General features: G+C 55.6%; 12 protein-coding genes. 7 read left to right on the top strand and 5 right to left on the bottom strand.

The features are described from left to right. The first annotated feature begins 689 nt into the window (after nucleotides 1–689). Both acnB and yacL read left to right on the top strand, forming a co-directional pair. On the top strand, nucleotides 690–3,287 hold the full coding sequence (gene acnB / locus A6013_RS18375) for a bifunctional aconitate hydratase 2/2-methylisocitrate dehydratase (RefSeq protein WP_069733542.1): 2,598 nt from the start codon (nucleotides 690–692) through the stop codon (nucleotides 3,285–3,287). 190 nt (nucleotides 3,288–3,477) lie between these two features. After that, entirely contained in the window at nucleotides 3,478–3,840 is a 363-nt protein-coding gene (gene yacL / locus A6013_RS18370) for a protein YacL (RefSeq protein ID WP_041911228.1), read from the top strand. Nucleotides 3,841–3,871: 31 nt separating this feature from the next. Here the strand turns inward: yacL and speD are convergent, their stop codons facing one another. The 3 genes from speD to A6013_RS18355 all read right to left on the bottom strand — a co-directional run bounded on the left by speD (nucleotide 3,872) and on the right by A6013_RS18355 (nucleotide 5,999). Beyond that, nucleotides 3,872–4,666 carry an adenosylmethionine decarboxylase gene (gene speD / locus A6013_RS18365; RefSeq protein ID WP_028015535.1) on the bottom strand — a complete coding sequence of 265 codons (795 nt, stop codon included), beginning with the start codon at nucleotides 4,664–4,666 and terminating at the stop codon, nucleotides 3,872–3,874. Further along, nucleotides 4,667–5,536 (bottom strand): polyamine aminopropyltransferase, encoded by an 870-nt coding sequence (gene speE, locus A6013_RS18360; RefSeq protein ID WP_028015536.1) that lies wholly within the window; start codon nucleotides 5,534–5,536, stop codon nucleotides 4,667–4,669. Nucleotides 5,537–5,651: 115 nt separating this feature from the next. Beyond that, nucleotides 5,652–5,999, bottom strand: a complete 348-nt coding sequence (locus tag A6013_RS18355; RefSeq protein ID WP_014882582.1) for a YacC family pilotin-like protein — start codon at nucleotides 5,997–5,999, stop codon at nucleotides 5,652–5,654. Between the two features lie 145 nt (nucleotides 6,000–6,144). On the opposite strand from A6013_RS18355, the gene cueO reads away from it, so the two are divergent. Continuing rightward, entirely contained in the window at nucleotides 6,145–7,704 is a 1,560-nt protein-coding gene (cueO, locus tag A6013_RS18350) for a multicopper oxidase CueO (RefSeq protein ID WP_069733541.1), read from the top strand. A 75-nt stretch (nucleotides 7,705–7,779) separates the two neighbouring features. Here cueO and A6013_RS18345 read toward each other — a convergent pair whose 3' ends face one another. Next, the gene (locus A6013_RS18345; RefSeq protein ID WP_049000524.1) at nucleotides 7,780–10,170 is read right to left on the bottom strand and encodes a glucose/quinate/shikimate family membrane-bound PQQ-dependent dehydrogenase; all 2,391 of its coding nucleotides are present in this window, start codon (nucleotides 10,168–10,170) and stop codon (nucleotides 7,780–7,782) included. A gap of 208 nt (nucleotides 10,171–10,378) precedes the next feature. Between A6013_RS18345 and hpt the strand changes: the two genes are divergently transcribed. Then, entirely contained in the window at nucleotides 10,379–10,915 is a 537-nt protein-coding gene (gene hpt, locus A6013_RS18340) for a hypoxanthine phosphoribosyltransferase (RefSeq protein WP_032644976.1), read from the top strand. A gap of 61 nt (nucleotides 10,916–10,976) precedes the next feature. On the opposite strand, the gene can is transcribed toward hpt, so the two are convergent. Continuing rightward, nucleotides 10,977–11,639 carry a carbonate dehydratase gene (can, locus tag A6013_RS18335; protein ID WP_014882586.1) on the bottom strand — a complete coding sequence of 221 codons (663 nt, stop codon included), beginning with the start codon at nucleotides 11,637–11,639 and terminating at the stop codon, nucleotides 10,977–10,979. 107 nt (nucleotides 11,640–11,746) lie between these two features. On the opposite strand from can, the gene A6013_RS18330 reads away from it, so the two are divergent. From A6013_RS18330 to A6013_RS18320, 3 genes are all read left to right on the top strand, one after another. Continuing rightward, nucleotides 11,747–12,673, top strand: a complete 927-nt coding sequence (locus A6013_RS18330) for an ABC transporter ATP-binding protein (RefSeq protein WP_028015540.1) — start codon at nucleotides 11,747–11,749, stop codon at nucleotides 12,671–12,673. Continuing rightward, complete coding sequence (locus A6013_RS18325; protein WP_023334536.1) at nucleotides 12,670–13,440, top strand: ABC transporter permease; 771 nt, start codon at nucleotides 12,670–12,672, stop codon at nucleotides 13,438–13,440. Before A6013_RS18330 ends, A6013_RS18325 begins: the two co-directional genes overlap by 4 nt. Before the next feature lie 104 nt (nucleotides 13,441–13,544). After that, nucleotides 13,545–13,985: a PTS sugar transporter subunit IIA gene (locus tag A6013_RS18320; protein ID WP_028015541.1), complete on the top strand. Its 441-nt coding sequence runs from the start codon at nucleotides 13,545–13,547 to the stop codon at nucleotides 13,983–13,985. The last annotated feature ends 45 nt before the right edge of the window (nucleotides 13,986–14,030 follow it).

Raw genomic sequence — 14,030 nt, 5'->3', positions numbered from 1 at the left:
GCTAGTTGCCGAGGTTGACGACAAACAGCACCGTGATGTCGGATATGTTCCAGCCACCGTGCAGCGCGGTAAGCAGTAAACCAATCGCAACGATCAGCGCAGTGATTCGCATCTCCATTGCGTACGTTCCTGTACAAGCTACGCGGGTTCCTTCTTCACCGGAAAAGGCAGAACCAGGCAAATGAGTACATTGCCGCGTAGGTTACGGAACTGCTTCCGGGCCCGGTGACTGGTTGCTACACCAGCGAAGCAGGCCGGGGGCAACAGTATTACAGCCGAAATGGACTGAAAAGAGGTGAAATGCAGTTTCATCCTTTTACATTCGAAACTGGATGGCGGCTCGTAAACACAAAACATGTGCTTGCGGATCTGCATACTCAGGAGCATTATTCATGCCGAGTGCATTGCCGCAAATCTGCCAACCCGGTGTGCTACCACCGCAAGGCAACAAAATAACCGCTATCAGGCGGTTTTTTTGTCCCCAAAATTCACCTCTCCTCCCCGCTACACCATGCTTAACGATTCAGCAAACTTTTTAATGTTGCTTTTTTGTAAACGGATTAACACTGTGCAGAAATCCTGCTATGCTGCCCGACGCGGTATCGGGCATTTACCCTACAAACTGCTGTCTCACAGGAGCGTGAAGAGAACGCCCGCCGCATATGACAATGAGAGCGAGGAGAACCGTCGTGCTAGAAGAATACCGTAAGCACGTAGCAGAACGTGCCGCCGAGGGAATTGTACCCAAACCTTTAGATGCAACCCAAATGGCCGCGCTCGTCGAGCTGCTGAAGAACCCGCCTAAGGGCGAAGAAGAATTCCTGTTAGATCTGTTGATCAACCGCGTACCGCCTGGCGTAGATGAAGCTGCCTACGTAAAAGCCGGATTCCTTGCTGCTATCGCCAAAGGCGAAGCCACCTCCCCACTGGTTACTCCTGAAAAAGCCATTGAACTGCTCGGCACCATGCAGGGTGGTTACAACATTCATCCGCTGATTGACGCGCTGGATAACGACAAGCTGGCACCGATTGCCGCTAAAGCGCTCTCTTCCACGCTGCTGATGTTCGATAACTTCTACGACGTAGAAGAAAAAGCCAAAGCGGGCAACGTCTATGCGAAGCAGGTGATGCAGTCCTGGGCCGATGCCGAATGGTTCCTGAACCGCCCTGCGCTGGCGGAAAAAATTACCGTGACCGTCTTTAAGGTGACCGGTGAAACCAACACCGATGACCTGTCTCCGGCACCGGACGCGTGGTCTCGTCCTGATATCCCGCTGCACGCTCTGGCGATGCTGAAAAACGCCCGTGAAGGCATTGAGCCAGATCAGCCGGGCGTGGTGGGCCCGATCAAACAGATCGAAGCGCTGCAACAAAAAGGTTTCCCGCTGGCCTACGTCGGTGATGTTGTGGGTACCGGTTCTTCCCGTAAATCCGCCACCAACTCCGTACTGTGGTTCATGGGCGACGACATTCCGCACGTGCCTAACAAGTGCGGCGGCGGCCTGTGCCTCGGCGGCAAAATTGCGCCAATCTTCTTCAACACCATGGAAGATGCGGGCGCGCTGCCAATTGAAGTGGATGTTTCTAACCTGAACATGGGCGACGTGATTGACGTCTACCCGTATAAAGGCGAAGTGCGCAACCATGAAACCAACGAGCTGCTGGCAAGCTTCGAACTGAAAACCGACGTGCTGATTGACGAAGTGCGTGCCGGTGGCCGTATTCCGCTGATCATCGGGCGTGGCCTGACCACCAAAGCGCGTGAAGCGCTGGGTCTGCCGCACTCCGACGTTTTCCGTCACGCGAAAGACGTGGCAGAAAGCAACCGCGGCTTCTCGCTGGCACAGAAAATGGTGGGTCGTGCCTGCGGCGTCGCCGGTATTCGCCCTGGCGCATACTGCGAGCCGAAGATGACCTCCGTGGGCTCTCAGGACACCACTGGCCCAATGACCCGTGACGAACTGAAAGACCTGGCGTGCCTGGGCTTCTCTTCTGACCTGGTGATGCAGTCCTTCTGCCACACGGCGGCCTATCCGAAGCCGGTTGACGTGACCACGCACCACACGCTGCCAGACTTCATCATGAACCGCGGCGGTGTTTCTCTGCGTCCGGGTGACGGCGTCATCCACTCCTGGCTGAACCGTATGCTGCTGCCGGATACCGTGGGTACCGGCGGTGACTCCCATACCCGTTTCCCAATCGGTATCTCCTTCCCGGCGGGCTCCGGCCTGGTGGCGTTTGCTGCAGCGACCGGCGTAATGCCGCTGGACATGCCTGAATCCGTGCTGGTGCGCTTCAAGGGCAAAATGCAGCCGGGCATCACTCTGCGCGACCTGGTTCACGCGATCCCGCTGTATGCCATCAAACAGGGCCTGCTGACCGTTGAGAAGAAAGGCAAGAAAAACATCTTCTCTGGCCGTATCCTGGAAATTGAAGGTCTGCCGGATCTGAAAGTGGAGCAGGCGTTCGAGCTGACCGACGCCTCCGCCGAGCGTTCTGCGGCTGGCTGTACCATCAAGCTGAACAAAGAGCCGATCATTGAGTATCTGACTTCCAACATCGTGCTGCTGAAGTGGATGATTGCAGAAGGCTACGGCGATCGTCGTACGCTGGAGCGTCGTATTCAGGGCATGGAGAAATGGCTGGCGGATCCGCAGCTGCTGGAAGCTGACGCAGACGCAGAGTACGCGGCGGTGATCGACATCGATCTGGCGGATATCAAAGAGCCAATCCTCTGTGCACCGAACGATCCGGACGATGCGCGTCTGCTCTCTGACGTGCAGGGCGATAAGATCGACGAAGTGTTTATCGGCTCCTGCATGACCAACATCGGCCACTTCCGTGCTGCCGGTAAGCTGCTGGATACCCACAAAGGCCAGCTGCCGACCCGCCTGTGGGTGGCTCCGCCAACCCGTATGGACGCGGCTCAGTTGACCGAAGAGGGTTACTACAGCGTGTTCGGTAAGAGCGGGGCGCGTATCGAAATCCCTGGCTGCTCCCTGTGTATGGGTAACCAGGCGCGCGTGGCCGACGGTGCGACGGTGGTTTCCACCTCTACCCGTAACTTCCCGAACCGTTTAGGTACTGGTGCGAACGTCTACCTGGCCTCTGCGGAGCTGGCGGCGGTTGCGGCGCTGATTGGCAAACTGCCAACGCCGGAAGAGTACCAGACCTTCGTGGCGCAGGTGGATAAGACGGCGGTGGATACCTATCGCTATCTGAACTTCGACCAGCTTTCTCAGTACACCGAGAAGGCTGACGGGGTTATCTTCCAGACGGCGGTATAAACAGCAAAACCGTCTCTACGAGACGGTTTTTAGTGTTTGCACCCTCTCCCGTGGGAGAGGGACGGGGTGAGGGCATCAGGCCGCAGGGTCTTGCTCTCACCTTTTTATTTTCATTCCTCCCACCTCTCCCGCTTTTTTTCTTTCCCTCTGCTGCGATAATTACCCTAATGGCTTTGCAGAGGAAAACGCTATGGATTACGAATTTTTGCGCGACATCACCGGCGTGGTGAAAGTGCGCATGTCGATGGGGCACGAAGCCGTTGGACACTGGTTTAACGAAGAGGTGAAAGAAAATCTCGCCCTTCTTGATGAAGTCGAACAGGCGGCAAATACGGTGAAAGGCAGCGAGCGCTCCTGGCAACGCGCCGGGCATGAGTACACCCTGTGGATGGACGGCGAAGAGGTGATGGTGCGCGCCAACCAGCTTGAGTTTTCAGGGGATGAGATGGAAGAGGGGATGAGCTACTACGACGAAGAGAGCCTGTCGCTGTGCGGCGTGGAAGACTTCCTGCAGGTAGTGAATGCCTACCGTGAGTTTATGAAACAGAAGTAACTCACCGAAGCATCCTTGCTCCGGGCAACACTTACACGGCCGGAATATTGCGGCCGTAGTAGATTTCGCGCATCTCTTTCCAGAGCAGGTCGGTGATGACCTTGCGCTCTTCTTCACTTAAATCTTCCGGCTTCGTGTGGAACATGTAGTGCTTAAGGTCGAACTCCTTAAGCATCATCTTGGTATGGAAGATGTTTTCCTGGTACACGTTCACGTCCATCATGTCATACAGCGATTTCATGTCCTCGGACATAAAGTTCTGAATGGAGTTGATCTCGTGGTCGATGAAGTGCTTCATACCGTTGATATCACGGGTAAAACCGCGCACGCGATAATCAATCGTGACGATGTCCGATTCCAGCTGGTGGATTAAATAGTTCAGCGCGTTCAGCGGGGAAATCACGCCGCAGGTCGACACTTCAATATCGGCGCGGAACGTGCACAGCCCGCCTTCCGGGTGGCTTTCCGGGTAGGTGTGAACGCAGATATGGCTTTTGTCGAGGTGGGCGACGACCACTTCCGGCAGCGGACCCGGGTGTTCAGTTTTGTCGATAAGCTGCGGGTCGACCGGCTCTTCGCTGACCAGAATGGTGACGCTGGCACCCTGGGGCTCATAATCCTGTCGGGCGATGTTCAGAATATTGGCACCGATGATCGAGCAGGTTTCTGACAGGATCTCGGTCAGACGGTTGGCGTTGTAGAGTTCATCGATATAGGCGATGTAACCATCGCGTTCTTCCGCTGTTTTGGCATAGCAGATATCGTAAATACAAAAACTCAGGCTTTTAGTCAGGTTGTTAAAGCCATGTAGTTTAAGCTTTTTCAATTAGCTCACCCCCTTAGTGGATAATGCGTCTTGCAGGTACTGCGGCAGAGCAAACGCTGCGGTATGAATAGCCGGATTGTAGTAGCGGCACGTGAGCCCGGCCTGATGGAAGCGGGCCTGGATAATTTCGGTAGAGAGATGACGCAGCACGTCGTTATCCGTTGCCCATGCAAAGGTCATGATCCCGCCGTAGTACGTCGGAATTGCCGCCTGATAGAAGCTGACGTCACCGAAATAGGTGCTGAGCTTGCGATGGCTGTCGAGGGCTTCGTCCTGCTGCAGGAAGCAGACACCGTTTTGTGCGACGAAGATCCCGCCCGGGTTCAGGCAGCGCTTGCAGCCTTCGTAGAACGAGGAGGTAAACAGCGACGCGCCGGGGCCGATGGGGTCGGTGCAGTCAGAGATAATCACGTCGAAGGTCTGCGTGGTCTGGTTAACAAAGTTAACGCCGTCGTCGATAACCAGATTAAAGCGCGGATCGTCATAGCTGCCGGCATTATGGTTGGGCAGGTACTGGCGGCAGAAAGAGACCACGCCCGCATCGATCTCAACCATGGTGATGGTTTCAATGGAACGATGACGTGAAACCTCGCGCAGCATTGCGCCGTCGCCGCCGCCGATAATCAGAACATGCTTCGCGTGTCCGTGGGCCAGCAGCGGAACGTGGGTCATCATCTCATGATAGATAAACTCGTCGCGCTCGGTCGTTTGCACTACGCCATCCAGGGCCATCACGCGGCCAAAGGCGGCGTTTTCGAAGATGATCAGATCCTGGTGATCCGTTTTCTCATGATAGAGCACGTTATCAACGGCAAAGTACTGACCAAACTGGTCATGCAGTGTTTCATGCCACAACGTGTGGTCGGCCATACGCGGACTCCTCCTTTGTTAACATCCGTAACGCTCACAAAAAATGAGCGAAACATGATAGCTAACTATAACCGTGGTTGCACGGGTATAGGTTGAACAGGGGGCGTCGGGAAGGTTATTTCACGTAGGCGAGCAGGCTGAGCGAATCGCGGGCCAGCGCTTTGCATTTTTTAGCCGTGGGAATGCCAATACCGCTCAAGTCACGGTAGCTGTCTTCACCGAGCGCCTTCATGTCAAAGCTGTCGTAATTGCTGAGATCCCACTGGTTCTGCTGGGCGAAAAAGACCAGCGCGCGGCGAATTTGCCCGTTGGGTAAATTCTGGTAGCCACAATCATTTTTCAGGAATACAAAAACCGCCGTTAAATCGGCCATATCTTCCGCTTCATTTTCACTGAGCGCATAGCTGTTCGCACACATTGCCATCAGGCTTCCGAACAAAATTGTCCTGAAAAACGTCTTCATTGCTTCTACCACTTCTTCACGGAAAATTAACGTTAGCACACTTGATGCCAGTGCGACGATCTTTATTATTGCCGCTTTACTTGACCTTCCGGTAAGGGGAGGGTTTATGCTCAAAAGATCGCCTGCTGGAAATAAGGAAATGAACATGCAACGTCGTGATTTTTTAAAATATTCCGCTGTGCTGGGGGTTGCCAGCGCATTACCACTCTGGAGCCGCGCGGTTTTTGCGACTGAAAGGCCTGCCTTACCCATTCCTGACTTACTGACCGCAGACGCCCGTAGCCGTATTCAGCTCGTTGTTCAGGCCGGTAAAACCTCCTTCGGTGGGCACAGCGCCACAACCTGGGGCTACAACGGCAATCTGCTCGGCCCGGCACTTCAGTTACGCAAAGGGAAAGCGGTGACGGTGGATATCCACAATACGCTTGCCGAGGAGACCACGCTGCACTGGCACGGGCTGGAAGTCCCGGGCGAAGTGGATGGTGGTCCCCAGGGTGTTATCAAGCCTGGGGGGAAACGCAGCGTAACCTTTACCCCTGACCAGCGGGCGGCAACCTGCTGGTTCCACCCGCATCAGCACGGCAAAACGGGCCATCAGGTGGCAATGGGGCTGGCCGGACTGGTGTTGATTGAGGATGACGAAAGCCGTCTCCTGCGCCTGCCGAAACAGTGGGGTATCGACGATGTGCCGGTGATTGTGCAGGACAAAAAATTCAGCGCTGACGGGCAGATTGACTACCAGCTGGACGTGATGAGCGCGGCGGTCGGCTGGTTTGGCGATACGCTGCTGGCCAACGGTGCGATCTATCCGCAGCACGCCGCCCCGAAAGGCTGGCTGCGCCTGCGCTTGCTTAACGGCTGTAACGCCCGCTCGTTGAACTTCGCCACCAGCGATAAGCGCCCGCTTTACGTGGTGGCAAGCGATGGCGGCCTGCTGCCGGAACCGGTAAAAGTGAGCGAGCTGCCGATGCTGATGGGCGAACGCTTCGAAGTGCTGGTGGACATCAGCGACGGCAAGCCGTTTGACCTGGTAACGCTGCCTGTCAGCCAGATGGGGATGGCAGTGGCGCCGTTTGATAAACCGCATCCGGTGCTGCGCATTCAGCCGCTACAGGTCACGGCCTCCGGTATGCTGCCGGACACCTTAGCCACGCTGCCAGCTCTCCCGTCGCTGGATGGGCTCACGCAGCGTAAGCTTCAGCTCTCCATGGACCCGATGCTTGACATGATGGGCATGCAGGCGCTGATGAAAAAGTATGGCAATCAGGCCATGGCGGGAATGCACCACGGCCAGATGATGGGCCACATGAATATGGACCACGGCAAAATGGGCGGTATGGATCACGGCGGTCACGGGTTCGATTTCCACAACGCCAACAAGATCAACGGCAAAGCGTTCGATATGAACACACCGATGTTTGCCGCCACGAAGGGGCAGTTTGAGCGCTGGGTGGTTTCAGGGGAAGGGGACATGATGCTGCACCCGTTCCATATCCACGGCACGCAGTTCCGCATTCTGTCTGAGAACGGCAAAGCGCCGGAAGCGCATCGAGCAGGCTGGAAAGATACGGTGAGAGTGGAAGGCGGCGTCAGCGAGGTGCTGGTGAAGTTCGACCACGAAGCGCCTGAAGAGTTTGCCTATATGGCGCACTGTCATCTGCTGGAGCATGAAGATACGGGGATGATGCTCGGTTTTACCGTATAAAAAAAAGCCGGGTGGCGGCTTCGCCTTACCCGGCCTGCATTGCTAAAAACGGCAACTTTCGTTGCCGTTTTGCTTTTATTTGCCTTCGTCCGGCAATGCATACGCGACAATATAGTCGCCCATCTTCGTACCAAACGAACCGTGACCACCCGCAGAAATGACAACGTACTGCTTGCCATTCACTTCATAGGTCATCGGCGTTGCCTGTCCACCGGCCGGCAGACGGCCTTGCCACAGTTTTTCACCGTTGGTCATGTTATACGCGCGCAGGTAGTTATCTGCGGTTGCCGCGATGAACAGCACGTTACCAGCGGTGGAGATTGGACCACCCAGCATTGGCATACCCATATTGAACGGCACCGGAACCGGCATCGGGAACGGCATGCTGTCCTGTGGGGTACCAATACGTTTTTTCCAGACGATCTGGTTGGTTTTCAGATCCAGACCGGAGATGTAACCCCAGGCAGGCTGTTTACACGGCAGACCAAACGGAGACAGGAACGGGTTCAGGGTAACGCCAAACGGTACGCCATACTGCGGCTGGATACCGGCTTCGGTCCCGCTGCCTTTCGCGTCTTTCGGCTGCTCCATCGGGTTACCCGGACCGCGTGGGATCAGACGGGAAACGAACGGCAGCGCCATTGGGTTGGCAATCGCCACCTGACGGTTAGGGTCGACGGAAATACCGCCCCACTCAAACATTCCCAGGTTGCCCGGGAAGACCAGCGTACCTTGCTCAGACGGCGGCGTGAAGATGCCTTCATAGCGCAGCTGATGGAACATCACGCGGCACACCAGCTGGTCAAACATGGTGGCACCCCACATGTCTGCACCGCTGAGGTCTTTCTTCGGACGGAAGCTCAGGTCAGAGAACGGCTGGGTTTTGCTGACGTAGTCGCCTTTGGCCGCACCCTGCGGAACCGGTTTTTCCGGGGCAGGCACAACCAGCTTACCGTTGCTGCGATCCAGCACGAAGATGTTGCCGGTTTTAGCCGGAGCGTAAATGACCGGTACGGTTTTACCGTTAACGGTAATGTCCGCCAGCGTCGGCTGGGACGGCATATCCATATCCCACAGATCGTGGTGAACGGTCTGGTAGCTCCACGCCAGCTTACCGGTGGTTGCGTTCAGCGCCAGGATAGCGCTCGCATAACGTTCCTGCTCCGGCGTGCGGTTACCGCCCCAGATATCCGGCGTGGATACGCCCATCGGCAGGTAGACCAGGTCCAGCTTCGCGTCATACGCGGCTGGTGCCCAGGAGTTCGGCGAGTTGAAGGTAAAGGTGTGCTCGTCAGACGGGATCGCGTTTGGATCTTTCGCGCCCGGGTCGAAAGCCCACAGCAGTTTACCGGTGTTCACGTCGAAACCACGGATAACGCCGGAGGTTTCACGCGTAGAGAAGTTATCCGTTACCGAACCGGCAATCACGATGGTTTTATCGGTGATGATTGGCGGGGAGGTTGGCTCATACAGACCCGGCGTGGTGTCCGGCATGTTGGTCTGCAGGTTCAGAATGCCTTTGTTGGCGAAGGTTTCGCACAGCTTGCCGGTCTCAGCGTTGATGGCAAACAGACGGCCATCGTTCACCGGCAGCATAATGCGGCGAGGACAGTCGGCAATGACTTCCGGGCTGGCATTATCGGCGCGCGCTTCGTGGTAAGAGACGCCGCGACAGGTCACGTGCTGGAACGACGGATTGGAGTTCAGCTGTGGATCAAAGTGCCATTTCTCTTTACCGGTGGCCGCGTCAAGCGCGAACAGACGCTGGTGCGCCGTACACAGGTAGAGCATGTTGCCCACTTTAATCGGGGTCACTTCGTTGGTCAGCTCGCCCGGATCGTTCGGCATTTTCAGGTCGCCGGTACGGAATACCCAGGCTTCCTTCAGGTTCTTAACGTTGTCCGCGTTGATCTGCTTCAGCGGGGAGTAACGTTGACCTTCCTGGTTACGGCCATAAGCAGGCCAGTCACCGTCAGCGACCTGCGAGATAGCTGCCGCAGGCGTGGACTCCGCGTTCAGCGTACCGTTGATCTCCTGCGGGTCGTTAAAGCCAGCCCAGGTGAGAATGCCGCCGCTGATTAACAGAGCCACCAGCAGGGCTGCAACGGCACCGCTGGAAGGGACAATCAGGCGGCGCCAGACAAACGGCAGGATCAGCCAGATACCGAAGAAGACCAGGATGTCGCTGCGCGGCGTCAGGGCCCAGAAATCGAAACCGACTTCCCAGACGCCCCAGATCATGGTGGCAAGAAGGAGGGCGGCATACAGCCACAGTGCGGATTGTTTTCTACGCCAGAGCAGGACGGTTACGCCAAGCATAACCAGGCCCGCAATCGGGTAGTACCAGGAGCCGCCGATCGCGACCAGCCAGACGCCACCGATTAACAGGTACAGGCCGCAGAAGGCGGCGAATAGCGCTGTTAGTGTCACCAGTAGACGCGGCTGTTTAGTGTTTGTTTCAGCCATAGAAAGTGTACTCGTCAGTTTTTGTTAATAATTTGCTAGCAACTAATTATAGGTGTTAACAAGTGTGATCGGAATCACAATATTTGCTTTTTATAACTCATACGCCAGGCTTATCCATTTACTGATATAATGGCTGGCTTGCGTATCGATGCCGGAGCAAGATTCATCCGCATTGAAAGATTTTCATCAAAATCATTTGGTTAGTAATATGAAACATACTGTTGAAGTGATGATCCCGGAAGCCGAGATCAAAGCGCGTATCGCCGAACTGGGTCGTCAAATCACCGAGCATTACAAGGACAGCGGCAGCGAAATGGTGCTGGTTGGTCTGCTGCGCGGTTCTTTCATGTTCATGGCAGACCTGTGCCGTGAAGTGCAGGTACCGCACGAGGTCGATTTTATGACCGCTTCCAGCTACGGCAGCGGCATGTCCACAACCCGTGATGTGAAAATCCTGAAAGATCTGGATGAAGATATTCGTGGCAAAGATGTGTTGATCGTTGAGGACATTATCGACTCCGGCAACACCCTTTCAAAGGTGCGCGAGATCCTGAGCCTGCGCGAGCCGAAATCGCTGGCGATTTGTACGCTGCTGGATAAACCGGAGCGTCGTGAAGTGCAGGTGCCGGTAGAGTTTGTCGGTTTCTCCATCCCGGACGAGTTCGTGGTGGGTTACGGCATTGATTACGCGCAGCGTTATCGTCATCTGCCGTATGTTGGGAAAGTGGTATTGCTGGACGAGTAATTGCGGGCTGATGCCCTCACTCCGACCCTCTCCCACGGGGAGAGGGCGAAAACCCCCGGCTTTATTTATGGTTCACATGCTTAAGCTTGAGGTTGGCAATCCCCGAACGGTAACGCTGCTCCAGCGTTTCGCGGTTGGTGGCGGTGACTTCCAGATTGCGCAGCAGGCCATCGTGAATACCGTACGCCCAGCCGTGGATTGATACCTTCTGCCCGCGTTTCCACGCCGACTGCATGATGGTCGAATGCCCAAGGTTATATACCTGCTCCATCACGTTCAGCTCGCACAGCGTGTCCATGCGTCGCTCCTGCGGCATTTCGCCGAGCAGTGAACTATGTTTGAACCAGATATCGCGGATGTGCAGCAGCCAGTTATCAATTAAACCCAGTTCCGGGTTTTCAACCGCCGCCTGCACGCCGCCGCAGCCGTAGTGGCCGCAAATAATGATGTGCTCGACTTCCAGGACGTCAACGGCATATTGAACCACGGAAAGGCAGTTGAGATCGGTATGAATCACCAGGTTGGCGACGTTGCGGTGAACAAACAGTTCGCCGGGCTCAAGGCCGGTCAGGCGCTCGGCAGGTACGCGGCTGTCTGAACAGCCAATCCAGAGAAAGCGCGGGTTCTGGGCTTGTGCGAGTTTTCCAAAAAATCCGGGGTCTTCCTCCACCAGCATTTTTGACCATAGTGCATTGTTGCTAATGAGTGTATCTATGTCGTTCATGGAGGTTAGCGACCTGTAACCAAGTAATTGCGTTGCGCTACTATAGGGTAACCCGACTTTTAATGAAACCACACAACGTGTGTAAGAACTGAAGGTAAGTTAAATTCATGGCAATTGCACTGGAGCTTGAGCAGCTTAAAAAAACCTATCCGGGTGGCGTTCAGGCGCTACGCGGGATAGACCTAAAAGTAGAGGCCGGGGATTTTTACGCGCTTCTGGGGCCGAACGGGGCGGGGAAATCCACCACCATCGGGATCATCAGCTCGCTGGTGAATAAAACGTCCGGACGGGTGAGCGTCTTTGGTTACGACCTGCAAAAAGATGTGGTAAACGCCAAGCGCCAGCTGGGGCTGGTACCGCAGGAGTTCAACTTCAACCCGTTTGAGACGGTGCAGCAGATTGTCGTTAACCAGGCGGGTTATTACGGCGTTGAGCGTAAAGAGGCGCTTGAGCGTAGCGAAAAGTACCTGAAACAGCTCGATCTGTGGGAAAAGCGTAATGAACGTGCGCGGATGTTGTCCGGGGGGATGAAGCGCCGCCTGATGATTGCCCGCGCGCTGATGCACGAGCCGAAGCTGCTGATCCTTGATGAACCCACCGCAGGCGTGGATATCGAACTGCGTCGTTCTATGTGGGGTTTCCTAAAGGATCTTAACGACAAAGGCACCACCATCATTTTGACCACCCACTACCTTGAAGAAGCAGAGATGCTGTGCCGCAACATCGGCATCATTCAGCACGGCGAGCTGGTGGAGAACACCTCGATGAAGGATCTGCTCTCCAAGCTGAAATCCGAAACGTTTATTCTCGATCTGGCGGCAAAAAGCCCGCTACCGAAGCTTGAAGGATACCAGTATCGCCTGGTTGATACCTCAACGCTGGAAGTGGAAGTGCTGCGCGAGCAGGGGATCAACAGCGTGTTCTCCCAGCTGAGCGCGCAGGGGATTCAGGTTTTAAGCATGCGTAACAAAGCGAACCGACTGGAAGAGCTGTTTGTCTCTCTGGTGCAGGATAAACAAGGAGACAAGGCATGACGCATCTTTATTGGGTCGCGCTGAAAAGTATCTGGGCGAAAGAGATTAACCGCTTTATGCGTATCTGGGTGCAAACCCTGGTACCGCCGGTCATCACCATGACGCTCTATTTCATCATCTTCGGCAACCTGATTGGTTCCCGCATTGGTGAGATGCACGGTTTTACCTATATGCAGTTTATCGTGCCGGGCCTGATTATGATGGCGGTGATCACCAACGCCTACGCAAACGTGGCCTCGTCGTTCTTCAGCGCTAAGTTCCAACGCAATATTGAAGAGTTGCTGGTGGCGCCGGTGCCAACGCACGTCATCATAGCCGGTTACGTGGGCGGCGGCGTGGCGCGCGGGCTGTGCGTGGGCATCCTGGTGACGGCGATTTCGCTGTTCTTCGTGCCGTTCCAGGTGCACTCGTGGCTGTTCGTGGCGCTGACTCTGCTGCTGACGGCAATTCTGTTCTCGCTGGCCGGTCTGCTGAACGCGGTGTTCGCTAAAACGTTTGACGACATCAGCCTGATCCCGACCTTTGTGCTGACGCCGCTGACCTATCTCGGCGGGGTGTTCTACTCCCTGACGCTGCTGCCGCCGTTCTGGCAGGCACTGTCGCATCTGAACCCGATCGTCTACATGATCAGCGGCTTCCGCTTTGGCTTCCTCGGCATTACCGATGTTCCGCTGTTTACCACGGTGGCGGTGCTGGTGGTATTCATCATCGCCTTCTACCTGCTGTGCTGGTATCTGATCCAGCGCGGGCGCGGTCTGCGTAGTTAACCCTCTGCCCGGCGACGCTCTGGTTGCCGGGCACTTTCTTTGACGGTTATCACCGTAAGCAAACCTTCACTCCGCTAAACTACTTGCCTGCTAAGGAGAGAGTTATGCTGGGATGGGTGATCACCTGCCACGATGAACGAGCGCAGGACATGCTGGATACGCTTGAGGCCAAATTTGGCCCGCTGGCGCAATGCCGGGTGGTTAACTACTGGCGCGGGTTGAGCACCAACATGCTCAGCCGGATGATGTGCGATGCCCTGCATGAAACGGATACCGGTGATGGGGTGATTTTTCTTACCGATAAATCCGGCGCGGCGCCTTACCGCGCGGCCGCTTTGCTGAGCCACAAGCATGATAATTGTGAAGTGATCTCCGGTATCAGCCTGCCTTTACTCGAAGCCCTCTATCCGCTTCGCGCCTCATTGAGCAGCGCAGAGTTTCGGCACGCTATCGTGGCGGAGGGCCAGCCGGAGGTGAGCAGCCTGTGGCACCAGCAGCAGAAAAACCCGCCTTTCGTTCTGCTTCACGATCTGTATAAGCATTAAACATTGGTATTGATGTCGCTTTTGCTACAATGGCGACTGATTTCC

This window comes from Enterobacter sp. IF2SW-B1 (assembly GCF_001743375.1).
Lineage (GTDB): Bacteria > Pseudomonadota > Gammaproteobacteria > Enterobacterales > Enterobacteriaceae > Enterobacter > Enterobacter bugandensis.
Note: the sequence above shows the minus strand (reverse complement) of the source record. Positions and strands in the feature narration are given on the sequence as shown.

What these genes read in the sequence shown, in the direction of transcription:
- can (WP_014882586.1), bottom strand. Translation starts at nt 11,639, where the DNA reads ATGAACGACATAGATACACTCATTAGCAACAATGCACTATGGTCAAAA.
- cueO (WP_069733541.1), top strand. Translation starts at nt 6,145, where the DNA reads ATGCAACGTCGTGATTTTTTAAAATATTCCGCTGTGCTGGGGGTTGCC.
- A6013_RS18325 (WP_023334536.1), top strand. Translation starts at nt 12,670, where the DNA reads ATGACGCATCTTTATTGGGTCGCGCTGAAAAGTATCTGGGCGAAAGAG.
- A6013_RS18345 (WP_049000524.1), bottom strand. Translation starts at nt 10,170, where the DNA reads ATGGCTGAAACAAACACTAAACAGCCGCGTCTACTGGTGACACTAACA.
- A6013_RS18355 (WP_014882582.1), bottom strand. Translation starts at nt 5,999, where the DNA reads ATGAAGACGTTTTTCAGGACAATTTTGTTCGGAAGCCTGATGGCAATG.
- A6013_RS18320 (WP_028015541.1), top strand. Translation starts at nt 13,545, where the DNA reads ATGCTGGGATGGGTGATCACCTGCCACGATGAACGAGCGCAGGACATG.
- yacL (WP_041911228.1), top strand. Translation starts at nt 3,478, where the DNA reads ATGGATTACGAATTTTTGCGCGACATCACCGGCGTGGTGAAAGTGCGC.
- speE (WP_028015536.1), bottom strand. Translation starts at nt 5,536, where the DNA reads ATGGCCGACCACACGTTGTGGCATGAAACACTGCATGACCAGTTTGGT.
- hpt (WP_032644976.1), top strand. Translation starts at nt 10,379, where the DNA reads ATGAAACATACTGTTGAAGTGATGATCCCGGAAGCCGAGATCAAAGCG.
- A6013_RS18330 (WP_028015540.1), top strand. Translation starts at nt 11,747, where the DNA reads ATGGCAATTGCACTGGAGCTTGAGCAGCTTAAAAAAACCTATCCGGGT.